Raw genomic sequence first — 23,660 nt, 5'->3', positions numbered from 1 at the left:
CAGACCCGAATCAGCCCTCACCGTCGAGCCCGGAGACCCACTCATGCATGACGACACCTCGCTCACCGTCGGCCGCGTCAAGCGCGTGCTCGAAGAGCGCATCCGCCCGGCCGTCCACTCGGCCTCCGTGCCCCTGGCCGTCGAGATCCACGAGCTTCCCGGCGAGCCGATCGCTCCGGCCCAGGGGCTCGCCCTCGACTACGAACCGGGCGTCGTCGGCGCCCCCTGGGGGCCCGCCTGGGGCACCACCTGGTTCAAGCTCACCGGACGCGTGCCGGCCGAGTGGGCGGGGCGCCGGGTCGAGGCGCTCATCGACCTCGGCTTCGACGTGAACATGACCGGCTTCCAGTGCGAGGCCCTGGCCTATCGCCCGGGCGCTGCGGATGCCGACCCGATCCCGGTGAAGAGCATCAACCCGCGCAACCAGTGGGTGCCGATCGCCGATACGGCCGCGGGTGACGAGCCGGTCGAGCTGTACCTCGAGGCCGCGTCGAACCCGGTGCTGCTCGACTACCACCCCTTCCTGCCGACGCAGGAGGGCGACATCCTCACCTCCTCGAAGGAGCCGCTCTACCGCGCGCGCCGGATGGACCTGGCCGTGTTCGAGCAGGAGGTCTTCGACCTGTCGCTCGACCTCGAGGTGCTGTTCGAGCTGCAGGCGGAGCTGCCGGCCACCTCGCCGCGGCGCATGCGCATCCTGCAGGCGATGGACGACGCCCTCGACGTGCTCGATCTGCAGCACATCGTGGCGACGGCTCCGGACGCCCGTGCTCGCCTCGCAGACGTGCTGGCCGCTCCCGCCGAGGCCAGCGCGCACCGCATCTCGGCCGTCGGACACGCGCACATCGACTCGGCCTGGCTGTGGCCCGTTCGCGAGACGATCCGCAAGGTCGCGCGCACCACCTCGTCGATGACGACGCTCATCGAGGAGCAGCCCGAGTTCCAATACGGCATGTCCAGCGCGCAGCAGTACGCCTGGATCAAGGAGCACCGCCCCGAGGTGTGGGAGCGGGTCAAGGCCGCGGTCGCCGCCGGTCGCTTCCTGCCGCTGGGCGGCATGTGGGTCGAGTCCGACACCGTGATGCCGACGGGTGAGTCGCTCGTGCGGCAGTTCTCCCACGGGCAGCGGTTCTTCGAGCGCGAGTTCGGCATCCGGTCGAAGGGCGTATGGCTGCCGGACAGCTTCGGGTACTCGCCCGCCTTGCCGCAGCTGATGCGCCGTGCCGGGTTCGAGTGGTTCTTCACGCAGAAGATCTCGTGGAACCAGCAGAACGTCTTCCCCCACCACTCGTTCCTCTGGGAGGGCATCGACGGCTCGCAGGTGTTCACGCACTTCCCGTCGATGGACACCTACAACTCGCAGCTGAGCGGCATGGAGGTCGCGAAGGCCTCCCGCCAGTTCAAGGAGAACCGCCTCAGCTCGCGGTCGATCGCCCCGGTCGGCTGGGGCGACGGCGGCGGTGGTACGACCCGCGAGATGACGGGCAAGGCCGAGCGTCTGCGCGACCTCGAGGGCAGCGCGCAGGTGGTGTGGGAGCATCCGGACGTCTTCTTCGACGCCGCCAAGGCCGAGCTGCCGCATCCAGCGGTCTGGGTCGGCGAGCTGTACCTCGAGCTGCACCGCGGAACGCTCACCAGTCAGCACGCCACCAAGGCGCTGCACCGGTGGGCCGAGCATGCCCTCATCGAGGCCGAGCTGTGGGCGGCAACCGATGCCGTGCGCACCGGCGCCGCGTACCCGCAGGCCGAGTTCGACCGGCTGTGGCAGGCCGTACTGCTGCACGAGTTCCACGACATCCTTCCCGGCACCTCGATCGCGTGGGTGCACCGCGAGGCCGTCGCCGTGCTGAGCGACGTGCTGTCGGATGCCGAGGACATCTCCCTCGCCGCTCGCCGTTCGCTCGCCGGCGAAGGCGACCGCGAGCTGCGGTTCGAGCCGACATCGGTCGGGCGCGGACGTGCGCTCGGGGCGGCGTTCGTCGCCGAGCCCACAGCGGCGCCGGTCTCGCTCACCGAGGAGAACGGCGGGTGGCGGCTCGAGAACGAGCTCGTCTCCGTGCTGGTGTCGGCCGAGGGCCTGATCGTGTCCGCCATCGACAAGGCCAGCGGTCGCGAGGCGGTGGCCGAGGGCAAGGCCGCGAACCTGTTCCAGCTGCACCAGGACTTCCCGAACATGTGGGACGCGTGGGACATCGACCGGTACTACCGCAACAGCGTCGACGACCTCACCGCCGTCTCGTCGATCGAGGCGACGGTCGTGAACGGCGTCGCGCAGATCGTGGTGGTGCGTCCGTTCGCGGAGTCGACCATCACGCAGACGATGCTCCTCGCGCCGGATTCACGGACCGTGCTGCTGCGCAACGAGATCGACTGGCACGAGACCGAGAAGCTGCTCAAGCTCGCCTTCCCGCTCGACATCCAGGCCGCGCACACCGAGGCCGAGACCCAGTTCGGCTACCAGTCACGCGTCACGCACACGAACACCAGCTGGGAGGCGGCGAAGTTCGAGACCTCGATGCACCGGTTCGTGCTGGTGCGGGAGCAGGACTTCGGCGTCGCGCTCGTGAACGACTCGATCTACGGCTACGACACCTCGCGCGAGGTGTCGGACGACGCGGTGACGACGACCGTGCGCCTCTCGCTGCTGCGGGCGCCGCGCTTCCCTGACCCCGACACCGACCACGGCCACCACGAGATCGAGGTGGGTTTCGTGATCGGAGCGGATGCCGCGATCGCCACGGCCGAGGGCATCCGGATCAACACCCTCCCGTCGATCGTGCGCGGTGCGCGCGAGGTCGAGCCGCTGGTGTCGGTGCAGGGTGAGGGGATCGTCGTGTCGGCGGTGAAGCTCGCCGACGACGGCTCCGGCGACGTGATCGTGCGCGTGTACGAGGCGCTCGGTCGGCGTGCGGCCGGCGAGCTGTCGGTCGGGTTCGCACACCGCGAGGTGCGTGAGGTGAGCCTGATCGAAGATGACATCGACGACGCGCGGATCGGTGGTGAGCTGCGACTGCGGCCGTTCGAGGTGCGGACCCTGCGCATCACGCGCTGAGGATCACGCGGATCTGTTGTGGCGACCGGGTGACCGGGAGGACGATGGCGAGATGGTGAGCATCGAGGATGTGCGCGCGATCGCCCTCGCCCTTCCCGGCGCCGAGGAGTCGGTGAGCGGTCACACGGGTGAGGCTGCGTGGCGGGTCAAGAGCGGGCAGTTCGCCTGGCTGCGCGGACCGAGCGCGACTGATCTGCGGCAGCTTTCGGAGCTCGGTCGGGAGTGGCCGTCGGGTGCGGTGCTCGCGGTGCGCGTCACCGACCTCGAGGAGAAGGAGGCGCTGCTCGCCGCCGAGCCCGACGTCGTGTTCACGATCCCGCACTTCGAGGGCTACCCCGGGCTGCTCGTGCGTCTCGACATCGTCGACCGCGGCCGGCTGGCCGAGATCATCACGGACGCCTGGCTGGTGAGGGCGCCCGCCCGGGTGGCGAAGGAATGGCTGGGGGAGCGCGGGCTCGAGTGATGCGCTAGAGCGGGAACATGACTTCAGACGTGACGGGCATCGGCGGCCTCTTCTTCCGCAGCAGGGATCCGGAGGCGAGGGCCGCCTGGTACCAGGAGCATCTCGGGATCAGCGCCGGGCACGCCGGCATCTGGCAGCAGGAGGCGGGCATGACCGTGTTCGCACCGTTCCCGGCCGACAGCGACTACTTCGCCGCCGACCAGCAGTTCATGCTGAACCTGCGCGTCTCCGACATCGAGCAGCTCGCCGCGCGGTTGGAATCCGAAGGCATCACGGTGGAGCGTCGCGACGAGTGGAACACCGACGAGTACGGCACATTCGCCCGCATCCACGACCCAGAGGGCCTCGCAATCGAGCTGTGGCAGCCGCCGGCGGGATCTGCGTGAGGGGACGACTCGCGTGAAGGTCGGCGCACTCAGCTCCGCAACGCGCCCTCGACCGTGCGCATCGCGTCGGTGCCGTTAGCCAGCATGTGCCGCTGCTCGGGACGATCGCGGAAGAAGGAGACGACGGCAGCCACCGCGGCCGGGTCGGAGCCCAGGTGATGTGCATCGACGATCACGGGTACTCGGCCGGCGACCGAGACCGCCAGCTTCGGGCCGTGCGGACCGACCGGGGTGACAGCGCCGATCTCGTTCCAGGACGCCTCAAGCGGCGCGGCTCGGCGCACTCCATGCAGGCCGCGCTCGTCGACCACGAGACCGAGCGTCCGGCGAAACGCCAGGATCTCCCTGCCGAGGCCGAAGAGCGAGACGATCGCGAGAATGCACGGACCCCATTCGAGCAGGCGACCGCCCAGCGTCGGGAGGCCCAGGGTCTGGACGAGGAAGGTCACCGCTGCCGGGAGCAGGCCCGTCACGGGGACGAGCCACGGGGAGAGGCGCACACCCCCGGGCGGCGTGAACCGCAGCGGGCCGGTTGCCGCGATACGGATGAGGCGTTCGCGCAGCGACCGGACCCAGAACCAGAGCGCGACCGCGAGCATCGCGGCGTACACGGTGAGCGAGATCATGACGAGCCGGAACCCTGGGCGTGCGTCCACGACGGCCAGCAGCAGGGGCAGCAGAGGAAGGATGCCGACGAGCACAAGCGCCGCGGACGGGAAGCGGCCGGTTGGATGGACCGATCGTGAGCCGTCGATGATGCGGGGCGATCGAGCGACTGTGTTCATCTGCTCAGGCGGGATCGAGCCGCAGCACGTCGGGAGACTCGCCGCCGGAGAGGTCGTCCGCGATGCGAAGGCTGCGCGCCAGGTCGTCGAGCGCGCCGACCAGCGTGCCGAACCGTTCCTTGTCGCTGCACACGGCGGTGAGCGTCACCAGGTGCGTCCCCGTGTCCCACGTGTATGTCGCGAACGGGGGCGACGCCGGCGCGGGTGGCATCGGGACGAGCAGCTTCTCGCCCACGCCGAGACGGGTGGGGAAAGACTCGGTGTCGTCGTAGTCCATCGGCATCGAGGCCCGGGCGATGCGCACATCCGGCGTCAGCACCTGCGCGGTCGCCATCGCCACGACCAGCTCGGGCTCGGCTTTCCAGGTCCAGACGAGCACGCGTCCGTCCGCCCGCTTCATGAGCATCGGCGCCGCCTGGCTCATCGCCCACGCGCCGAACTTAGAGCCGGGTCGCTCTGTCGCGCCCACGGCCGCGTTGACCTGGCCGAGCAGCATCCGGATGGCCGCCTTGCGGTGCCGACGGCCCTTCCAGCCGAGCGAGTCCGTCACGGGAATCCACAGCTGGGGATCGGCGTCGGCAGTCAGTCGCATGGCTCCACGGTATCGGCTGCGCCTGGGGGATGCCCGGTACGCCTCGGCCGCGTGACCAGGGCCCTCGGGTAGAGTGGCCAGCGCCCGACCAGGGCTCTTCCTTGGCCGCCACATCGTAAGGCAGCATGTCTGTGACCTCCTCCGACGATCCGATCGATCCGTCGAGCGGCCCCGCCGCCGAATCCGCGCTCCGACCGTTGAAGATCGTGATCGGCTGCGACACGTTCGCGCCCGACATCAACGGCGCCGCCCGCTTCGCCGAGCGCCTCGCCGCCGGCCTCGTGCAGCGGGGCCACGACGTGCACGTCGTAGCCCCCAACCAGGCCTACCGTCGCGCGCAACCGCACACCGAGGTGATCGAGGGCGAGCCGATGACCCTGCACCGGCTGCCGTCGGTGCGCTGGGCGCCGCACGACTGGCTGCGGTTCGTGTGGCCGTGGCGCGCGAAGCACTACGCCCGCAAGGTCATCGACCAGGTGCAGCCGGATGTCGTGCACATCCAGTCGCACATCGTGATCGGCCGCGGACTCGCCTACGTCGCGCACGAGCGCGGAATCCCCGTCATCGCGACCAACCATGTCATGGCCGAGAACATCCTCGACCACACGACCATGCCGAAGTTCATCGACGACCTGGTGCTCAAGTTCGCCTGGGCCGACGCGAAGCGCACCTTCGACCTGACGCGCGCGATCACCACGCCCACCCGCCGCGCCGCCGACTTCCTCGAGAAGACCGTCGAGGTGCGGGGTGTCATCCCGGTCAGCTGTGGCATCGACCGCACCCAGTACACGCCGGTGATCGCCCCGCGCGAGAAGAACCGGATCATCTTCGTCGGCCGGCTCACCGCCGAGAAGCAGGTCGAGGTCATCCTCAAAGCGATGACGAAGCTCGACCCCGCACTCGACACGACGTTCGACATCGTCGGCGGCGGCGACCAGCGCAAGCAGCTGGAGCACCTCGCCGCGCAGCTCGGACTCGCCGATCGCGTGACCTTCCACGGCCGTACGAGCGATGAGGAGCTGCGTGCACTGCTCTCACGAGCGAGCCTGTTCGTGATCGCCTCGATCGCCGAGCTGCAGTCCATCGCGACCATGGAGGCGATGGCCTCGGCTCTGCCGATCGTCGCCGCGGATGCCGTCGCCCTCCCGCACCTCGTGCACGACGGCGAGAACGGCTACCTGTTCGAGCCGGGGAACGTCGATGAGCTCGCGGCGCGCCTGACCGATGTGCTCACCGCGGAACCTGCGGAGTACGAGCGGATGCAGCGGGCCTCGCTCGACGGCGTCGCGATCCACGACATCAACCGCACCCTCGACACCTTCGAGGCGCTGTACCGCGACGAGCCGCTGCCGGAGTAGCCCGCCATGCACGGTATCCCCATCGGATCACAGCGCCGCGACGCGTCAGCGGCGGAGTAGCCCGACATGCACATCGTCTTCTTCGGCGATCAGCACCTCGACTCCCTCGGTGGAGCGCAGGTGTCGATGCGGCTTCAGCGTGAGTTCCTCGAGCGTGCCGGTCACACCGTCACGGTCGTGGCTCCGAAGATGCACGGGTCGCGCACCGCGTCCGGCTCTCACGGCGGGGCGTACGTCGACCTGCCGTCGATGCCGATCACGACCGACCGCGAGTACTCGATGAGCTGGCCCGGGCGCGCGACCGACCGCGCCCTCGACCGGGCCATGACCCGCAGGCCGTCCGTGGACCTGGTGCACGTGCAGGCCGACTTCTGGGGCGCGTTCATCGGCCACCGCTACGCGCAGCGCCACGGCATCCCGGTCGTGCATACGATGCACAACCGGGTCGATGTCGGGATCGCGGCCGTCACTCCGCTGCATCGTCCGGTGCTGGCAGCGCTGAACGCATGGCGCGGCATAGCCATGCGCGGTGTCGATGTGCGCGGTGCCGATGTGCGCGGTGCCGAAGTGCGCGGTGCCGGCGATCGGGTGCGTGGCAGCGACGGGTGGGCGTTTCTGCGCGGCCTCGCCGCCGGGGCATCGGCCGTCACGGCCCCGTCGACGCACTTCGCCCAGCGCCTCGAGCAGCACGACGTCTTCCCGCACGTCGACGTGATCTGGAACGGCATCGACGACGATCTGCGCGCGCAGACGCTGGCTGAGGGTCCCGCCGAGCGGGCGCCAGGACGCCCGCGATTCGTGTGGCTCGGCCGCATGAGCCCGGAGAAGCGCCTGCTGCCGTTCCTCGAGGCCTTCGTCGCCTCCGGTGTCGACGCCGACCTGGAGATCATCGGCGGCGGGGCCCAGCGTGCGGCCGCCGAGAAGATCGTCCGCGGGCTCGATGGCGTGCACTTCGCCGGACGGCTCACCTACCCGCAGACCCTGGCGCGGATCGCGGCCGCCGATGCGCTCGTGCAGACGTCGATCGGCTTCGAGACCCAGGGGATGACCCCGTTCGAAGCGGCCACGCTCGGAACGCCGTCGGTGATCTGCGACCCCGACATCGCCGCGGAACTGTGTGGCGGTCTCTGGCCTGTTCACGATGCGGCCGCGGCGGATGGAAGTTCTGCGGCAACCGGACGCGAGCTCGAAGCTCGACGGACCGCCGCGCTCGCCGAGACCCTGCGGCAGGCTGCATCCGACATCGCAGACGGCACGACCCCGACCCCGCTTCCCGAGGTGGCCGAGGCGTTCCGGCAGTCGTCGCGCACGGCGGCCATGGTCGAGGTCTACGAGCGGGTGCTCGCCGCGAGCTGAGCGGGGACTGTCTCAGAGCAGGACTGTCTCAGAAACGCCGTCGTCTCAGAGGTACTGGAACAGGCCGATCGTGAGGCCGGTGAATGCGAGGCCGATGGCACCGGCTCCGGCGACGCCGATGGCGATACCCGTGAGCAGTCGGGACGGGGAGCGGCGCACGGCGATCAGTCCCAGCACGAGCGCCACGACGTAGGCGAAGAAGCTGAGGATCCCGATGCCGTTGTCGAGGGCGAGCATGAACTCGAATCCGCCATCGCCGCTGTAGACGAAGGGGCGGGCGACGGAGGTGAGCAGGTTCGCCGCGAGAATGGCCACGGCGATCACGAACGCCGCGGCTCCGAGCGGGTTGCCGGTGCGGGCCGGAGACGAGGGTGCGACGTGGGCGGGGAACACGGAGCCGGCCGGTGCGTACGCCTGCGGGCCGGAACCGGGCGCGGGATACGCGGTCGGGTGCGCCGTGGGAGGGATCTGGGATCCGACCCCTGCCGGGAACTGCGGCGGTGCGGTGGGGTACTGCTGCGGGGCTGCCGGGTACTGCGGTGCGGCGGGCAGATGCGCGGCGGGGGGAACGGGAGGTTGCTGAGGCTCGCTCATGAGGATGAGCGTAGCCCCGGAGAGTGTGTCGTGCACGGGGTCGATGACCCGCGTTCCTCAGCTCTTGGCGCCGGTGAGGGCGAGGGTGCCGCCGAGTCCGATCATCATCACGCCGCCGGTGCCGGACAGTGTGGACATGCGCCGCGGAGAACGGGCGAACCAGGTGCGCGCTGTTCCGGCGGCGAGGGCCCACACGCTGTCGCAGACGAGCGCGAGTGTCTGGAAGGTGAGTCCGAGCAGGAGCAGCTGCGCCCACACCGGGCCGGCCGTCGGAGAGACGAACTGCGGGAGCACGGCGACGAAGAAGGCGATCGTCTTGGGGTTGGTGACTCCGACGATGAACCCCTGCCGCAGCAGCTTTCCCGCGGACGTCGGTGAGCGGACGGTGTCGGGGGCGTGGTCGTGGCGGTGTCGGATCGCCTGCACGCCGAGCCACACGAGGTATGCGGCGCCGATGATCTTGATCGCCGTGAACGCGACGACCGACGAGGCGACGATCGCGCCGACTCCGAACGCCACGGCGAGCACGGCCGGCACGGTGCCGAGGGCGTTGCCGACGACGCTGAGCACACCGGCGCGGCGTCCGAGCGACAGTGATCGTCCGATCACGAACAGCACGCTCGGCCCGGGGATCACGATGATCACGACCGAGGCGACGGCGAACGCGACGAGGTTGTCGAGCGGGATCATGAGCAGACGATACACCTCAGCGCGATCGGGGTGATCGAGTGGGTCTCTCTGCGATCAGCGGTACATGTGGCCGGACTCGGCCTGCTGAAGGGCATCACGCCCGTCGGAGCGGTTCCGGTCGGTCGGGATGCGGCGATAGCCGTCTCGGCGGAGTTCGACGATGGTGGCGACGACCGCCCACGCGGCGAGGGCGAGGAGTGCGATGACGAGTATCATGGCAGAAACGCTACGTTCGATGTTGAACCGCCACGAGTGGCAGAATAGACTATGAACGTACGAAAACTGCCAATCGGGAGTATGCGCATGAAAACGGTGGCCTGTGTCATCCAAGACGGGTTCGCGCCCTTCGAGTTCGGCGTCGCGTGCGAGGCTTTCGGGCTCGACCGCGCCGACGACGGGGTGCCGAACTTCGACTTCCGCATCGTCGCTCCCCGCGCCGGCGTCGTGAGGTCGAAGATCGGTTTCTCGGTCAACGTCGAGCACGACCTGGCCTTCGCCTACGAAGCCGACCTCGTGGTGTTCTGCCCGCTCCCTCGGGAGAGCTGGGGCGACATCGATCCGCTCCTGCTCGACGTCGCCCGGCATGCGGTCGAGCGCGGCGCCTGGGTGATGAGCGTCTGCAGCGGTTCGTTCATCCTCGCCGCGGCCGGAGTGCTCGACGGTCGTCGTGCGACCACGCACTGGATGTACGCGCACGTCATGGCCGACATGTATCCGCAGATCGACATCGACCCCGACGTGCTGTTCGTGCAGGACGGCAAGATCATCACGAGTGCGGGAACGGCGGCAGGGATCGATGCCTGCCTGCACTTGCTCCGACAGGAGGTGGGGGCCGAGCTCACCAACCGCATCGCCCGTCGGATGGTGGTGCCGCCGCAGCGCGACGGCGGACAGGCGCAGTTCATCGACCGCCCGATCCCCGTCGTTCCCACCGACTCGCTCGCCGCCGTCGCCGACTGGGCGGTCGAGCACCTGCGCGATGACCTCGGCGTCGACCAGCTCGCGGCCAGGGCCCTCATGTCGCCACGCACCTTCGCCCGCCGCTTCAAGGCCGAGTACGGCGCCACCCCCGCTGCCTGGCTCGCACGTCAGCGCATCATACACGCGCAGCGGATGCTGGAGCGCACCGACCTTCCGCTCGAGCACATCGCCGACGAGTGCGGCTTCGGCTCGGCGGCTGTGCTCCGGCAGAACTTCGCCAGGGTGCTCGGGCTCACCCCCACGGCCTACCGCGCGCGGTTCTCCTGCGCCGAGGAGTCGGCGGTGCCGGCGGCCTGAGCCCGGGGGGCGACCTCGCTATTCGGTCCAGTGCGCCGGGGACGGGAGCGTGACGTCGCGCACCTCGACGCCGGCGGGCGTCACCGAGGCCACGCAGTACAGCAGCGACTGCGTGGGGTAGCCGTGCGGGCGGTTGTCGCGGATGATCGCCCTGTCGTCCTCCGGCGGGAGCTCGGCCGAGGATGCGAGCAGCGCGGTCCACTCCGCCGTCCAGTCCTCGCTGTCGGCGGTCGGGCCCAGAGCGCGGAACTCCGGCAGCCAGGCCTCGATCCGCGGTGTGGTCGCGTCGTCGAGGTCGTCGTGCGCGATCATGTGCGTGCCGGGAGCGATGGGGGTCTCGCGCAGGTCGACGCCGTCCCAGGACAGCACCCTGGCGCCTTCGGGCCGCACCTCGAGCAGGTTGAAGCCGTGCATCGACAGCGGAGCGACGGGAGAGCGGCCCAGGACCGACTCCAGCGCGAGGGAGCCGCGGGACACGGCGTGCGCATCGGGGAGGTCGCGCACGTCTGCGCGGTTCAACAGCACCGCGAGTCGACGTTCGGCGGGGTTCGCGGCGAGCCAGGCGCCACCGGCCCGACGGTCGCGGATGCCCACCACGCCGGGGTAGTCCTCCGGCCACCAGCCTCCGAGAGAATCCCAGGCCCGAAGCGGGTCTTCGTCGCGGACCGCGAGGAGTCGTGCGGATCCCTCATTCTCGACATCGATCACGACCGTGCACACGGCTCCAAGTCTAGGTCGAGGATGAGGTGTCGGCCCATGGCGGCCGATGCTGGGGCAGAATCGAGACGTGAACATCGTCGTCGGAGTCACAGGCGGCATCGCCGCGTACAAGACGGTGCACCTCGTGCGCCTGCTCACGAAGGGTGGGCACGACGTGACCGTGGTGCCCACCGAGGATGCGCTGCGCTTCGTGGGTCTGCCCACCTGGGAGGCGATCAGTCGGCGCCCGGTCACCACGAGCGTGCACGACGATGTGGCGAAGGTGCGGCACGTGGCCCTCGGCCAGGCCGCAGACCTCGTGATCGTGGCACCGGCCACCGCCAACTCGATCGCGAAGATCACCGCGGGTCTGGCCGACGACCTGCTGGGCACGACCCTGCTCGCCACCGAGGCGCCGGTGCTGATCGCCCCCGCGATGCACGCGGAGATGTGGCGGAACCGCGCGACGCAGGCGAACATCGCCACGCTGCGGGAGCGCGGGGTGCATCTCGTGGGTCCGGCCGACGGAGAGCTCGCCGGCGGTGACAGCGGCCCCGGTCGGATGTCGGAGCCCGAAGAGATCTTCGCCGCCGCACAGGCCCTGCTGGTCCCCGGCGACCTCGCCGGGGTGCGCGTCGTGGTGTCTGCCGGAGGTACGCGTGAGCCGATCGATCCGGTCCGCTTCCTCGGCAATCGCTCCAGTGGCAGACAGGGCACGGCGCTCGCTGCCGAAGCCGCCGCCCGCGGCGCCGATGTGATCCTGGTGGCCGCCCACATCTCGGGTGATGTGCTGGCCGAGGCGCGGCATCCGTCGATCCGGATCATTCCCGCCGGCTCTGCAGCGGAGCTCGCCGAGACGATGAAGCGGGAGTCCGCCGAGGCCGATGTCGTCGTGATGGCGGCCGCGGTCGCCGACTACCGGCCGGTGCAGGTGTCGGATCGCAAGCTCACCAAGGAGGGTGGCGGGGTGCCGGCCATCGAGCTGATCGAGAACGAGGACATCGTGGCGGCACTGGCCGCGACCCGGCGGCCGGGACAGCTCGTCGTCGGCTTCGCCGCGGAGACCCCGGAGGATGAGGCCGAACTGCTCGCCCGTGCGCGCGGCAAGCAGCAGCGCAAGGGTGTCGACCTGCTCGTCGTCAACGAGGTCGGCTGGGAGCGCGGCTTCGAATCCGTCGAGAACGCGGTGCGCGTCCTCGGGCCGGACGGTGTCGATGCCGGTGCGGCCTCGGGCTCCAAACGTGCGGTCGCGGGCGCGATCTGGGATGCCATCGAACAGGTGCGCGTGCTAAACTTGAGTCAACATCACTCAACTTTTATCCCGTCTTCCGACTTGGCAGGCGGGAGACGACCAGAAGGAGCATCTCCAGGAGGAGCGCATGACCACCCCGCAGACCGGTAACCAGAATCAAGAACAGCAGTCCGCCCTCGAGCAGTTCGGCATCAACCTGACCGACCGCGCCCGCGAGGGCAAGCTCGACCCCGTGATCGGACGCGACAGCGAGATCCGTCGCGTCAGCCAGGTGCTCACCCGCCGCACGAAGAACAATCCCGTGCTGATCGGTGAGCCCGGCGTCGGCAAGACCGCCGTCGTGGAAGGCCTCGCCCAGCGCATCGTCGCGGGCGACGTCGCCGAATCCCTCAAGGACAAGGAGCTGGTCACCCTCGACATCTCCGCCCTCGTGGCCGGCGCCATGTACCGCGGGCAGTTCGAAGAGCGGCTGAAGCAGGTTCTCAAGGAGATCACCGAGTCCGACGGGCAGGTCATCACGTTCATCGACGAGCTGCATGTGCTCATGGGTGCCGGTGGGGGCGAGGGGTCCGTCGCGGCCTCCAACATGCTGAAGCCGATGCTGGCCCGCGGCGAGCTGCGACTGATCGGTGCGACCACACTCAACGAGTACCGCGAGTTCATCGAGAAGGATGCCGCGCTCGAGCGCCGCTTCCAGCAGGTCTACGTCGGCGAGCCCACGGTCGAGGACACGATCGCGATCCTCCGCGGACTCAAAGGACGTTACGAGGCGCACCACGGAGTCACCATCTCCGACAGTGCCCTGGTCGCCGCTGCTGCGCTGTCGAGCCGGTACCTTCCCGCACGCCAGCTTCCCGACAAGGCGATCGACCTGATCGACGAGTCGATGTCGCGGCTCAAGATGGAGATCGACTCGTCGCCGGTGGAGATCGACCAGCTCAAGCGCCAGGTCGACCGGATGAAGCTCGAGGAGCTCGCCCTCAAGCGGGAGAAGGACGCCGCATCCAAGGAGCGTCTCAGTGCCCTGCGGGAGCAGCTCGTGGGCATGGAGAAGCAGCTCGCCGAGCTCGAAGCCCGCTGGGCGCGCGAGCGTCAGGGCCTGAACCGGGTCGGTGAGCTGAAGAAGCAGCTCGACGATGCGATCACCCAGCGCGACCTCGCCATGCGCAACGCCGACTACACGAAGGCCTCGAAGCTGGAGTACGAGACCATCAAGCGCCTCGAACGCGACATCGCCGAGGCCGAGCAGGCCGAGGCCGCGACTCCCGCCGAACCCCGCATGGTCAACGAGCAGGTCACCGAGGAAGACATCGCCGCCGTGATCGCCGCGTGGACCGGCATCCCCGTCGGGCGTCTGCTGCAGGGGGAGAGCGAGAAGCTGCTGCACCTCGAGAACGAGCTCGGCAAGCGTCTGATCGGGCAGAAGGATGCCGTCAAGGCGGTGTCGGATGCCGTCCGCCGCTCGCGTGCCGGCATCAGCGACCCCGGTCGTCCGACCGGTTCGTTCCTGTTCCTCGGCCCGACCGGTGTCGGCAAGACCGAGCTCGCCAAGGCGCTCGCGGAGTTCCTGTTCGACGACGAGCACGCCATGGTGCGCATCGACATGTCGGAGTACGGCGAGAAGCACTCGGTGTCGCGGCTCGTCGGCGCCCCTCCCGGGTATGTCGGCTACGAGCAGGGCGGTCAGCTGACCGAAGCCGTGCGGCGTCGCCCGTACAGCGTGATCCTGCTCGACGAGGTCGAGAAGGCGCACCCCGAGGTGTTCGACGTGCTGCTGCAGGTGCTCGACGACGGTCGCCTGACCGATGGGCAAGGCCGTACGGTCGACTTCTCGAACGTGATCCTGATCCTCACGTCGAACCTGGGCTCGCCGATCCTCATCGACCCGGTGCTCGCGCCCGATGAGAAGCGCGACCAGGTGATGGCCCTCGTGCGACAGGCGTTCCGTCCGGAGTTCCTGAACCGCCTCGACGACATCGTGATGTTCTCGGCCCTGAGCGAAGACGACCTCGCCCAGATCGTGGAGCTCTCGGTCGACCAGCTGCATGACCGGCTGCGCGGCCGCCGCCTCAGCCTCGCGGTCACCCCTGATGCGCGAGCCTGGCTCGCCGAGCGCGGGTACGACCCCATGTTCGGCGCGCGTCCGCTGCGCCGCCTCATCCAGAGCGAGGTGCAGAACAAGCTGGCCACCGCGCTGCTCTCGGGCAACGTGCATGACGGCGACACGGTGCGGGTGGATGTGGCCGCCGATGGGGCGGGCCTCGTGCTCACCTCGACGACGCCCGAACCCGAGGCGGAAGAAGACGATGTGATCGAGGCTGAACTGCTCGACGACTGAGTTGGCCTGACGACTGAGCTGGCTTGACGACTGAGTTGGCTTGACGACTGCGTTGAGCCACACGCATCAGAGGGGCCCGTGGATGATCCGCGGGCCCCTCTTCACGTCCCATGCCCCGGGCTCAGGGGTGCGCGTGGGAAGCTGCGGCCAGGGCCCGGCCGGTGAGTGAGCCCTCGTCGCCCACGATCTGCGTCGGAGTGCCGGTGAAGATCAGGCGGCCGCCGTCGGAACCCGCGCCCGGGCCGATGTCGACGATGTGGTCGGCGCGGGCGACCACGCGCAGGTTGTGCTCGACCACCACCAGCGTCGCCCCCTCGTCGAGCAGGTCGTCGAAGAGCACGTTGATGGTGTCGACGTCGGTGGGGTGCAGTCCGGAGGTCGGTTCGTCGAGGATGATGCGATCGGCCCGGTCGCGCTGCGGGTCGCTGAGGTGTCGTGCCAGGAGCAGCCGCTGCTTCTCGCCGCCGGAGAAGGTGTCGAGCGAGCGGCCGACCGGGATGTAGCTCAGTCCCGTGCGCTGCACCCAGTCCAGCGCCTCGACCACGTCGCGATGCGTGGAGAAGAGTGCGCTGACCCCGGCGGGAGTCGACGCCAGCACGTCGGCGATCGAGGAGCCGTCGACCTGTACCCCGAGCGCGGTCGGGTTGAAGCGCAGTCCGCCGCAGGCGTCGCACGGGAGGGAGACATCGTCGAGGAACGCGAGCTCGGTCGTGATGTGGCCGCGTCCGCGACAGGTGGGGCAGGCCCCGCGGGAGTTGAAGCTGAACCACGACGCATCGAGCCCCGAGGCGGCCGCGAACACCTCGCGCACGGTGTCGGCGATGCGGAGGATGCTCAGCGTCGTCGACCGGGCTCCGCCGCGCAGGGGATCCTGCCCGACGACGGTGAACTCCGGGTGCTGTCGCGGCAGCTCGACGGTCGCGAACGAGCTCTTTCCCGAACCCGCGACCCCCGTGACGGCCGTGAGCACACCGAGCGGGATGTCGACGTCGAACCCGCGGAGGTTGTGCGAGCGCGCATCCTTCACGGTGATGCGACCCGAGGGCTTCCGCGCCGCCGGGCGGATCGTCAGCGGTTCGGCGAGTACGCGTCCCGTGAGGGTGTCGCTGCCGCGGAGCGCTGCCGGCGTTCCCTCGAACTGCACGATCCCGCCGGCGGAGCCTGCCCCCGGACCGAGGTCGACGACGTGATCGGCGACCGCGATCACCTGCGGGTGGTGCTCGACGACGAGGATCGTGTTGCCCGCATCGCGCAGTCGCTGCAGCAGAGCCACGAGGCGCTGGATGTCGGCGGGGTGCAGCCCGGTGCTGGGCTCGTCGAACACATAGGTGACGTCGGTCAGGGCACTGCCGAGGTGGCGCACGATCTTGACGCGCTGGGCCTCGCCGCCGGACAGCGTCGCCGATTCGCGGTCGAGCGTGAGGTAGCCGAGGCCCACCGAGAGCAGGGCATCGAGCACGTGGCGGACACCGTCGACCGCCGGTGTCACGCGGGGGTCGTCGAACGCGTCGAGCAGAGCGTGCAGGTCGGACACGGGCATGCGCATCCAGTCCACGATCGAGCGTCCGTCGATCAGGCTCGCCCGCGCGGCCGCGTTCACCCGCGCGCCCTGGCAGTCCGGGCACGTGTGGTGGGTCACGAGTCGGTCGAGCTCTTCGCGCACCGCGGCTGACATCTTCACCGGGCGCTGCTTGAGGAAGACGTCGCGCATGCGGGTGATGACTCCGTCGAACCGGGCGCTCTGCGGGAACCGCGGATCGGGGTCGTCGAGTTTGAGCTTGTCGGCGTAGAGGAACTGGTCCATCTCCTCGGCCGTGTAGTCCTTGAGGGGCTTCTCGCGGTCGAACAGCCCGCAGTAGGCGAAGCGCTTCCAGCGGTACACGCCCGGACGGAACAGGCTGAACCGCACGGGCCCCTCGTCGATGTTCTTCTCGGGGTCGATCAGCGCATCGATGTCGATGTCGTACACCGTGCCGAGTCCCTCGCAGGTCGGGCACATGCCGGATGGATCGTTGAACGAGTAGGCGGGGGAGTATCCGGCCGAGGGCTCGCCGACGCGCGAGAACACGAGGCGCACGAGGGAGGCCAGGTCGGTCGCGGTCGCCACGGTGGAGCGCGCGTTGCCCGTGAACCGCCGCTGGTCGATCAGCACCGTGAACGTCAGGCCGTCCATCGCCTGCACGTCGGGCGCGGGCATCTGCGGCAGTCGCGCGCGGATGAAGGTCGAGTAGGAGTCGTTGACGAGCCGCTGCGCCTCGGCGGCGATCGTGTCGAGCACGAGGGATGACTTGCCTGAACCCGAGACCCCGGTGAAGACGGTCAGCAGCTTCTTGGGAACGTCGACCGAGACGTCGCGGAGGTTGTTCGTCCGCGCACCCGTGATGCGGAGAAGGTCCATCCGCACACGCTAACGGGGCCCCCGGACAATCCGGAGGCCCCGTCGACAGCGGGTGTGAGGCTGTGCGCGACGAAGGTCAGGCGCTGAGGACGACCGTCTCGGCGATCGGACGACGCACGCGCGGGGCGACCTCGCGCTGCTGCAGCACCTCGGGAAGCGCCTCGATGTCACCGAACTCGCCGACGGCGAAGACCGTGAAGGGCACGAAGCGCGCCTCGAGGTCGGCGAACTCGCGGACCACCTCGGGGTCGAAACCGCTCATCTGGTGCACGACCAGACCGTCGTGGTGGGCCTGGACCGAGAAGTGCGCGACCGCCTGGCCGAGGTCGTAGAGCGCGTGGGTGATCGGGGTGCCGTCGGCCGTGGCCGTCTCGGCGATCGCGACCACGAGCACGGCGGCGTTGCCCGCCCATGCCTGGTTGAAGCCCATCAGGGCGTCGACGACCTGGGCGTGCAGGGCGGTGCCGCGGCGGGCGACGATGAAGCGCCAAGGCTGCGTGTTGTTGGCCGACGGGCTCCAGCGGGCGGCCTCGAGAGCGGTGGCGAGCTTGGCCTCGTCGATCGAGTTCTGCGCGTCGAAGGCGCGGGGGCTCCAGCGGCCGGCGAGGACGTCGAGGACGGGGTGCTCGGTCGGTGCGGTGCGGTCGATGACGGGAGTGCTCACAGAAGTGCCTTTCGAAAGGAGTGGATCGGACTCCTTCGTCCGGGTACAGAGGGCCAAACAGATGCATGTGCATGCATATTCCCGGGTGCGCGATCGATCTCCGACGCGCTCACGCCGAAGTGACGGCCCGGAGCGAGCGCACGCCGATCACCAGGACGAAGATCGTCACGGCCGCGGCGAGGATGACCGCGAGGGAGCCCGCGAGCGGTGCGTCCACCACGTCGAGCCAGGTGATCGCGTAGGTCGCGACGGCCGCGACCGGGAACGTGAACGACCAGAACCCCAGCGTGAACGGGAGACGGCGATAGTGCGGGAGCGCGGCGAGCTGCGCGATGACGAGGATCGCGGCGAGACCGGCGAAGGCGAGTGACAGCGGCGACGACACGCGGTCGGTCAGGGCGAACAGGGCGAGTCCGCCGACAGCCGGTGGAGCCATCAGCACGGCGAGGGTCGGGACGAGAGGTTCCGGCAGTGGAGGGCGGCTCGCGATGCGCACGAGCAGCAGCGTCGTCATGATCACCCAGAACAGGCATCCGACGCCGAATGCCGCCCATCCGAGGCCCTGGAGGCCGAGCGCGTCCGCGGCACTCGCCGTGATGAACCCGCCGGCGACCGGGGGGAGGATGTAGCCGCCGTGGATCGCACCGAGTTCGATCCGACCCGTCATCCAGGTGCTCATCAGCCACCCCGCGTACAGGGCGGCGACGATCATCGACACGATCACCACGGTCGATCCGACGACGGGGAGCCATGGGAGGGCATCGACGCCGATGAGCATTCCCACGAGCGGCACGATCACGGCCAGCGGGCCCTGGACCGGATCGCGGAGCTGCGCGCGCAGGGACGCCCCGCTGCGTGCACCGCGGACGGTGTGGGCGGTGAGCAGCCAGATCGTCACCAGTGCCGACAGCCCCCAGAACGCCTGTGCGATCGGGCCGGGGACGTGGGCGACCGTCGACGCCGCCGACCAGGTCGCGGCGACCCCCGTGAGACCCAGCGCCATCGCGAACGTGTTCAGCGGGATGCGGGTGGCGGAGACAGGGCGAGGGAGCATGGTGTGGGCGTGGCGGAGATGGTAACCGCTTACATGTTACTCGGCGGAGAGGAGGCCGGCTCCGGGTCGGACGCTGCTCAGACCGGGAGGTTGTGCGAGGCGGCGTCGGCGAGCGCGCTGCGCACCGCCCGGATCGAGGGGGCGTCGGCCGACACGCGCCGTGCGGACGAGAAGATCTCGCGCCGCGGCTCGTGGGGGAGCGACGCCAGATCGACGGTCGGGGTGTCGCCCGCCCAGACGAGCTCCGGCAGCAGCCCCACGGCGAGCCCGGCGTGGATCAGTCGCACGTGCGCGGTGAGGTCGGCGATCTCGAAGCGCACGTCGGGTTCGAACCCCGCGGTGCGGCACAGCTGCTCCGCCCAGGCGCGCGAGGCGGTGCCGGCGGGTTCGAGCACCCAGGGCTCCTCGCGTGTGGACCACAGCTCGGCGAGAGCATCCGCGTGCCTGGCGGCTCCAGGGTGCCGCGCGAGAGCGATCGCGTCGTGCGCAAGCACCACCCGGTCGAGGTCGGCGTGGATCGGGCGTGTGCGCCCCGGATACTGCTCGGCGAGGATCAGGTCGAAGTCGCGGCTCGACACCCCGACCAGTCCGGTCTCCGGGTCGCATTCGGTGACCTCGACGCGCAGGGCCGGATGCCGGTCCTTGAGGGCATCGAGCGCCCGGGGGAGGAGCGAGTGCGCCGTGGACTGGAACACCGCGATGCGCACGGTGCCCGTCACTTCGGTGAGCGATTCGGCGACCGCGACCTCGGCGTGCTCGAGCTGATCGAGGATGCCGATGGCCTCGGCGACCAGCACGTTTCCCTGCGGTGTGAACTGCACCCCGCGCCCCACTCGACGCAGCAGCGGCACGCCGACATCGCGCTCCAGGGCGCTCAACTGCTGCGATACCGAGGCCTTGCTGTAGGAGAGGGCGTCGGCCACGGCCGAGAGCGTTCCACGGCGGGAGAGCTCCACCAGCATCCGCAATCGGTTGACGTCGAGCATGGCCGCATCCTTCGTTCAGCTTGAGTGAACAGAATCCACGCAAATCGGTTGATAGACGGAGCCTACCGAGCGGCAGGACAATGATCCAGCCGCACACGAAACCCCGGTGTGCGCCTGCCCTGGAAGGTTCCCGTCCATGACTGTCATCGATGACACCACCCCCCGCACCGAAGACGTCGCCGCCCTGGTGCAGCGCTGGCTCGTCGAGAGTGAGACCCACCCCGTCGAGCCGGCCGCTCAGCGCCTGTCCGAAGTGCTCAAGGACCCGAACGGACTCGCGTTCACGGTCGGCTTCGTCGACGGCGTGATGCGTCCGGAGGACCTGCGCGTCGCCGGGCGCAAGCTCGCCGAGCTGAGCGACATCACCCCGGCACTGCTGCCCGGCTACCTGCGCGCCGCGATCAAGACGGGCGGCTTCTGGGCGCCGAAGCTCCCCGGCGTCGTCGTGCCGATCTCGCGCCGCGTGCTGCGCGCGATGGTCGGACACCTCGTGCTCGACGCCACGCCCTCCAAGCTCGGCCCCGCGATCGCGAAGCTGCGCAAGAGCGGCAACCGCCTGAACCTCAACCTCCTCGGCGAGGCGGTGCTCGGCGAGCGCGAAGCAGGGCACCGTCTGCAGGGCACCCGCGACTTCCTCGCCCGCGACGACGTCGACTACGTGTCGATCAAGGTCTCCAGCGTCGTGAGCCAGCTGTCGATGTGGTCGTTCGACGAGGCCGTGGCCGATGTCGTCGAGAAGCTCACCCCGCTCTACGAGCTCGCCGCCAAGGCCGAAGCCTCCAGCAGAGCGGCGAAGGGGGCACAGGGCAAGGCCAAGTTCATCAACCTCGACATGGAGGAGTACCGCGACCTCGACCTGACGATCGCGGCCTTCACGAGCATCCTCGACCAGCCGGGGCTGGAGAGCCTCGAAGCCGGCATCGTGCTGCAGGCCTACCTGCCCGACGCCCTCGGCGCCATGCAGCACCTGCAGGAGTGGGCGGCCGCCCGCCGTGCCAAGGGCGGGGCGCCCATCAAGGTGCGCGTCGTCAAGGGCGCGAACCTGGCGATGGAAGAGGTGGATGCAGCGATCCACGGCTGGCCGCTCGCCACCTACGGCACCAAGCAGGACTCCGACACCAACTACAAGCGGGTGCTCGACTGGGCCATGACGCCGGAGCGCCTGGATGCCGTCCGCATCGGCATCGCGGGCCACAACCTGTTCGACATCGCCTACACCTGGCTGCTCGCCCAGGCGCGCGGGGTGGCCGACCCCACGGGCGCCGACCCCCTCGTCGAGTACGAGATGCTGCTGGGCATGGCGACCGGCCAGGCCGAGGCCGTCCGCAAGGACGTCGGCCGTCTGCTGCTCTACACCCCGGTCGTGAACCCGGCCGAGTTCGACGTCGCGATCGCGTACCTGGTGCGCCGTCTCGAAGAGAACGCCAGCCCGGAGAACTTCATGTCAGCGGTGTTCGAGCTCGCCTCGAACCCGACGCTCCTCACCCGGGAGCGGGAGCGCTTCGAGCGCTCGCTGGCCGCCCTCGCGAACGATGAGCCGCAGTACGTCCCGGCGGCCCACCGCGTGCAGGACCGCACCGCTGCAGTGCCGGCCGGCACGACGACCGGTTTCGAGAACCAGGCCGACACCGATCCGGCCATCGCCGCGAACCGGGCGTGGGGCCGCGAGATCCTGAGCCGCTCGGTCGGATCGACGCTCGGCCTCGACAGCATCGCGCTGGCCAAGGTCGAGACGGATGCCGAACTCGACGGCATCTTCACCGCAGCGACCGCCGCGGCCGAGAAGTGGGCGGCGCTGCCGGCCGCCGACCGCGCCGCCGTGTTGCACCGTGCCGGAGACGAGCTCGCCGCACGCCGCGGTCAGCTCATCGAGATCATGGCTCACGAGGCCGGCAAGACCATCGCCGAGGCCGACCCCGAGATCAGCGAGGCCATCGACTTCGCGCACTACTACGCCGAGCGCGCGAAGGACCTCGAGACCGTCTCGGGTGCCGAGTTCGTGCCGTCGAAGGTCACCGTGGTCACCCCGCCGTGGAACTTCCCGGTCGCCATCCCCGCCGGCGGTGTGCTCGCGGGTCTGGCCTCGGGCTCCGCGGTGATCATCAAGCCCGCCAAGCTCACGCAGCGTTGCGGTGCCGTGATGGTCGAGGCGCTGTGGGCCGCCGGGGTGCCGCGCGACCTGCTCGCGCTCGTCGACCTGGCGTCGCGCGACCTCGGCACGCGCCTGGTCGCCGGTCCCGCGGTGGACCGCGTGATCCTCACGGGTGCGTACGAGACGGCACAGCTGTTCCGCTCGTTCCGCTCCGACCTGCCGCTGCTCGCCGAGACCAGCGGCAAGAACGCGATCATCGTGACCCCCTCCGCCGACCTCGATCTCGCCGCCGCCGATGTGGCCCGCAGCGCGTTCGGGCACGCGGGGCAGAAGTGCTCCGCGGCGTCGCTCGCGATCCTCGTCGGGTCGGTCGCCGACTCGAAGCGGTTCGAGCGTCAGCTGGTGGATGCCGTGACGTCGATGCGCGTCGGCCTGCCCGACGACCCGGCCACCCAGATGGGGCCGATCATCGAGCCCGCGAACGGCAAGCTGCTCACCGCGCTCACGAAGCTCGAGAAGGGCGAGCGCTGGCTGGTGAAGCCGCGCAAGCTCGACGAGGACGGGAAGCAGTGGACGCCGGGCGTGAAGACCGGTGTGCGCGAGGGCTCGTACTTCCACCTGACCGAGTTCTTCGGCCCGGTGCTCGGCATCATGCACGCCAAGGACCTCGATGAGGCCCTGCGCCTGCAGAACGCGGTCGACTACGGCCTCACCGCCGGCATCCACTCGCTCGACTCCGACGAGGTCGCCACCTGGCTCGACCGCGTCGAGGCCGGCAACCTGTACGTGAACCGCGGCATCACGGGCGCGATCGTGCAGCGTCAGCCGTTCGGCGGCTGGAAGCGTTCGGCCGTCGGAGCGGGCGCCAAGGCCGGCGGCCCGAACTACCTCTTCGGTCTCGGTGAGTGGACGCCGTCGGACCTTCCGGTCGCCGCTCCCGACGCGGCCGTCGTACCCGCGGTCGGTGCACTGCTGGATGCTGCCGCAGCCGAAGTCGACGCGGCCGAGTCTGACTGGGTGCACCGCGCCGCCGCATCCGACGAGCGCGCCTGGGTCGACGAGTTCGGCGCGGTGAGCGACAAGTCCGGACTCGGGGTCGAGCGCAACCTCTTCCGCTACCGCCCGGTCGCGGTCGACGTGCGCATCGCAGACGAAGCCCCGCTGGTGGACGGCATCCGTGTGCTCGCCGCCGCCCTGCGCAGCGGCAGCCCGTTCACGGTGTCGGCTCCGGCCCTGCCCTCGCGCGTCGAGAAGGCGCTGCGGGCGCACGGCGTGACCGTGAAGCACGAGTCGGATGCGGCGTGGACCAAGCGCTACGCCAAGGCGGCGAACTCCTGGCACCGCGTGCGTCTGGTCGGCGGCGACGCCGCGGCTCTGCACGAGGCGCTCGACGGAAGCCCCGATGTCGCGGTCTGGTCGCACGCCGTGACCGGTGCCGGCCGCGTCGAGATGCTGCCGTTCCTGCACGAGCAGGCCGTGTCGATCACGAACCACCGCTTCGGCAACCCGACCACCCTCGCCGACGGCGTGATCTGACCCGAGGGTCTTCGCCGAGACGGTTCGCTGAGAAGAGAGAAGCCCCCTGCCCCGCGCGATGCGGAGCAGGGGGCTTTCTCGGTGCGC

Annotated in this window: 19 protein-coding genes; 9 read left to right on the top strand and 10 right to left on the bottom strand. The window is 69.8% G+C overall.

Features of this window, described 5'->3' with window-relative positions:
• Positions 1-43: 43 nt before the first annotated feature.
• From ACFVWL_RS05055 to ACFVWL_RS05045, 3 genes are read left to right on the top strand one after another with little or no spacing between them, the layout of a single operon-like run.
• On the top strand, positions 44-3,052 hold the full coding sequence (locus tag ACFVWL_RS05055; RefSeq protein ID WP_387179326.1) for an alpha-mannosidase: 3,009 nt from the start codon (positions 44-46) through the stop codon (positions 3,050-3,052).
• 52 nt (positions 3,053-3,104) lie between these two features.
• Positions 3,105-3,515, top strand: coding sequence for an MmcQ/YjbR family DNA-binding protein (locus tag ACFVWL_RS05050; RefSeq protein ID WP_387179323.1), 411 nt, complete (start codon positions 3,105-3,107; stop codon positions 3,513-3,515).
• 17 nt (positions 3,516-3,532) lie between these two features.
• Positions 3,533-3,901: a VOC family protein gene (locus tag ACFVWL_RS05045; RefSeq protein ID WP_387179320.1), complete on the top strand. Its 369-nt coding sequence runs from the start codon at positions 3,533-3,535 to the stop codon at positions 3,899-3,901.
• Positions 3,902-3,930: 29 nt separating this feature from the next.
• Here the strand turns inward: ACFVWL_RS05045 and ACFVWL_RS05040 are convergent, their stop codons facing one another.
• A complete protein-coding gene (locus tag ACFVWL_RS05040; protein WP_387179318.1) occupies positions 3,931-4,686 on the bottom strand; it encodes a hypothetical protein in 756 nt (251 codons plus the stop codon).
• Positions 4,687-4,690: 4 nt separating this feature from the next.
• Positions 4,691-5,278, bottom strand: coding sequence for a hypothetical protein (locus ACFVWL_RS05035; protein WP_387179315.1), 588 nt, complete (start codon positions 5,276-5,278; stop codon positions 4,691-4,693).
• Positions 5,279-5,403: 125 nt separating this feature from the next.
• Between ACFVWL_RS05035 and ACFVWL_RS05030 the strand changes: the two genes are divergently transcribed.
• A complete protein-coding gene (locus ACFVWL_RS05030) occupies positions 5,404-6,636 on the top strand; it encodes a glycosyltransferase (protein ID WP_387179312.1) in 1,233 nt (410 codons plus the stop codon).
• A gap of 66 nt (positions 6,637-6,702) precedes the next feature.
• Entirely contained in the window at positions 6,703-7,992 is a 1,290-nt protein-coding gene (locus ACFVWL_RS05025; protein ID WP_387179310.1) for a glycosyltransferase, read from the top strand.
• A gap of 45 nt (positions 7,993-8,037) precedes the next feature.
• On the opposite strand, the gene ACFVWL_RS05020 is transcribed toward ACFVWL_RS05025, so the two are convergent.
• Genes ACFVWL_RS05020 through ACFVWL_RS05010 form a run of 3 tightly spaced genes read right to left on the bottom strand, consistent with a single transcriptional unit; the run spans position 8,038 to position 9,492 of the window.
• On the bottom strand, positions 8,038-8,586 hold the full coding sequence (locus ACFVWL_RS05020; protein WP_387179308.1) for a hypothetical protein: 549 nt from the start codon (positions 8,584-8,586) through the stop codon (positions 8,038-8,040).
• Between the two features lie 57 nt (positions 8,587-8,643).
• Positions 8,644-9,276: a LysE family translocator gene (locus ACFVWL_RS05015; RefSeq protein WP_387179305.1), complete on the bottom strand. Its 633-nt coding sequence runs from the start codon at positions 9,274-9,276 to the stop codon at positions 8,644-8,646.
• Between the two features lie 54 nt (positions 9,277-9,330).
• Positions 9,331-9,492 (bottom strand): hypothetical protein, encoded by a 162-nt coding sequence (locus ACFVWL_RS05010; RefSeq protein WP_387179302.1) that lies wholly within the window; start codon positions 9,490-9,492, stop codon positions 9,331-9,333.
• Between the two features lie 87 nt (positions 9,493-9,579).
• On the opposite strand from ACFVWL_RS05010, the gene ACFVWL_RS05005 reads away from it, so the two are divergent.
• Positions 9,580-10,554, top strand: coding sequence for a GlxA family transcriptional regulator (locus ACFVWL_RS05005; protein ID WP_387179300.1), 975 nt, complete (start codon positions 9,580-9,582; stop codon positions 10,552-10,554).
• An 18-nt stretch (positions 10,555-10,572) separates the two neighbouring features.
• On the opposite strand, the gene ACFVWL_RS05000 is transcribed toward ACFVWL_RS05005, so the two are convergent.
• Positions 10,573-11,274: a hypothetical protein gene (locus tag ACFVWL_RS05000; protein ID WP_387179298.1), complete on the bottom strand. Its 702-nt coding sequence runs from the start codon at positions 11,272-11,274 to the stop codon at positions 10,573-10,575.
• Positions 11,275-11,341: 67 nt separating this feature from the next.
• On the opposite strand from ACFVWL_RS05000, the gene coaBC reads away from it, so the two are divergent.
• On the top strand, positions 11,342-12,655 hold the full coding sequence (gene coaBC, locus ACFVWL_RS04995; protein WP_387179295.1) for a bifunctional phosphopantothenoylcysteine decarboxylase/phosphopantothenate--cysteine ligase CoaBC: 1,314 nt from the start codon (positions 11,342-11,344) through the stop codon (positions 12,653-12,655).
• Positions 12,633-14,843, top strand: coding sequence for an ATP-dependent Clp protease ATP-binding subunit (locus ACFVWL_RS04990; protein ID WP_387179293.1), 2,211 nt, complete (start codon positions 12,633-12,635; stop codon positions 14,841-14,843). The genes coaBC and ACFVWL_RS04990 overlap by 23 nt, the downstream gene beginning before the upstream one ends.
• Before the next feature lie 121 nt (positions 14,844-14,964).
• Here ACFVWL_RS04990 and ACFVWL_RS04985 read toward each other — a convergent pair whose 3' ends face one another.
• The 4 genes from ACFVWL_RS04985 to ACFVWL_RS04970 all read right to left on the bottom strand — a co-directional run bounded on the left by ACFVWL_RS04985 (position 14,965) and on the right by ACFVWL_RS04970 (position 19,945).
• Positions 14,965-17,241: an ATP-binding cassette domain-containing protein gene (locus ACFVWL_RS04985; RefSeq protein WP_387179290.1), complete on the bottom strand. Its 2,277-nt coding sequence runs from the start codon at positions 17,239-17,241 to the stop codon at positions 14,965-14,967.
• Positions 17,242-17,317: 76 nt separating this feature from the next.
• A complete protein-coding gene (locus tag ACFVWL_RS04980) occupies positions 17,318-17,905 on the bottom strand; it encodes a nitroreductase family protein (RefSeq protein ID WP_387179287.1) in 588 nt (195 codons plus the stop codon).
• A gap of 109 nt (positions 17,906-18,014) precedes the next feature.
• On the bottom strand, positions 18,015-18,959 hold the full coding sequence (locus tag ACFVWL_RS04975) for a transporter (RefSeq protein WP_387179284.1): 945 nt from the start codon (positions 18,957-18,959) through the stop codon (positions 18,015-18,017).
• Between the two features lie 77 nt (positions 18,960-19,036).
• Positions 19,037-19,945: a LysR substrate-binding domain-containing protein gene (locus ACFVWL_RS04970; protein ID WP_387179281.1), complete on the bottom strand. Its 909-nt coding sequence runs from the start codon at positions 19,943-19,945 to the stop codon at positions 19,037-19,039.
• 136 nt (positions 19,946-20,081) lie between these two features.
• Between ACFVWL_RS04970 and ACFVWL_RS04965 the strand changes: the two genes are divergently transcribed.
• Positions 20,082-23,573 carry a proline dehydrogenase family protein gene (locus ACFVWL_RS04965; RefSeq protein WP_387179279.1) on the top strand — a complete coding sequence of 1,164 codons (3,492 nt, stop codon included), beginning with the start codon at positions 20,082-20,084 and terminating at the stop codon, positions 23,571-23,573.
• Positions 23,574-23,660: the final 87 nt, after the last annotated feature.

The organism is Microbacterium sp. NPDC058269, from assembly GCF_042881445.1.
In the GTDB taxonomy this organism is placed as follows: domain Bacteria; phylum Actinomycetota; class Actinomycetes; order Actinomycetales; family Microbacteriaceae; genus Microbacterium.
This window is presented reverse-complemented; position numbering and strand designations above follow the sequence as displayed.

What these genes read in the sequence shown, in the direction of transcription:
- ACFVWL_RS05055 (WP_387179326.1), top strand. Translation starts at nt 44, where the DNA reads ATGCATGACGACACCTCGCTCACCGTCGGCCGCGTCAAGCGCGTGCTC.
- ACFVWL_RS05050 (WP_387179323.1), top strand. Translation starts at nt 3,105, where the DNA reads ATGGTGAGCATCGAGGATGTGCGCGCGATCGCCCTCGCCCTTCCCGGC.
- ACFVWL_RS05045 (WP_387179320.1), top strand. Translation starts at nt 3,533, where the DNA reads ATGACTTCAGACGTGACGGGCATCGGCGGCCTCTTCTTCCGCAGCAGG.
- ACFVWL_RS05040 (WP_387179318.1), bottom strand. Translation starts at nt 4,686, where the DNA reads ATGAACACAGTCGCTCGATCGCCCCGCATCATCGACGGCTCACGATCG.
- ACFVWL_RS05035 (WP_387179315.1), bottom strand. Translation starts at nt 5,278, where the DNA reads ATGCGACTGACTGCCGACGCCGATCCCCAGCTGTGGATTCCCGTGACG.
- ACFVWL_RS05030 (WP_387179312.1), top strand. Translation starts at nt 5,404, where the DNA reads ATGTCTGTGACCTCCTCCGACGATCCGATCGATCCGTCGAGCGGCCCC.
- ACFVWL_RS05025 (WP_387179310.1), top strand. Translation starts at nt 6,703, where the DNA reads ATGCACATCGTCTTCTTCGGCGATCAGCACCTCGACTCCCTCGGTGGA.
- ACFVWL_RS05020 (WP_387179308.1), bottom strand. Translation starts at nt 8,586, where the DNA reads ATGAGCGAGCCTCAGCAACCTCCCGTTCCCCCCGCCGCGCATCTGCCC.
- ACFVWL_RS05015 (WP_387179305.1), bottom strand. Translation starts at nt 9,276, where the DNA reads ATGATCCCGCTCGACAACCTCGTCGCGTTCGCCGTCGCCTCGGTCGTG.
- ACFVWL_RS05010 (WP_387179302.1), bottom strand. Translation starts at nt 9,492, where the DNA reads ATGATACTCGTCATCGCACTCCTCGCCCTCGCCGCGTGGGCGGTCGTC.
- ACFVWL_RS05005 (WP_387179300.1), top strand. Translation starts at nt 9,580, where the DNA reads ATGAAAACGGTGGCCTGTGTCATCCAAGACGGGTTCGCGCCCTTCGAG.
- ACFVWL_RS04990 (WP_387179293.1), top strand. Translation starts at nt 12,633, where the DNA reads ATGACCACCCCGCAGACCGGTAACCAGAATCAAGAACAGCAGTCCGCC.
- ACFVWL_RS04985 (WP_387179290.1), bottom strand. Translation starts at nt 17,241, where the DNA reads ATGGACCTTCTCCGCATCACGGGTGCGCGGACGAACAACCTCCGCGAC.
- ACFVWL_RS04975 (WP_387179284.1), bottom strand. Translation starts at nt 18,959, where the DNA reads ATGCTCCCTCGCCCTGTCTCCGCCACCCGCATCCCGCTGAACACGTTC.
- ACFVWL_RS04970 (WP_387179281.1), bottom strand. Translation starts at nt 19,945, where the DNA reads ATGCTCGACGTCAACCGATTGCGGATGCTGGTGGAGCTCTCCCGCCGT.
- ACFVWL_RS04965 (WP_387179279.1), top strand. Translation starts at nt 20,082, where the DNA reads ATGACTGTCATCGATGACACCACCCCCCGCACCGAAGACGTCGCCGCC.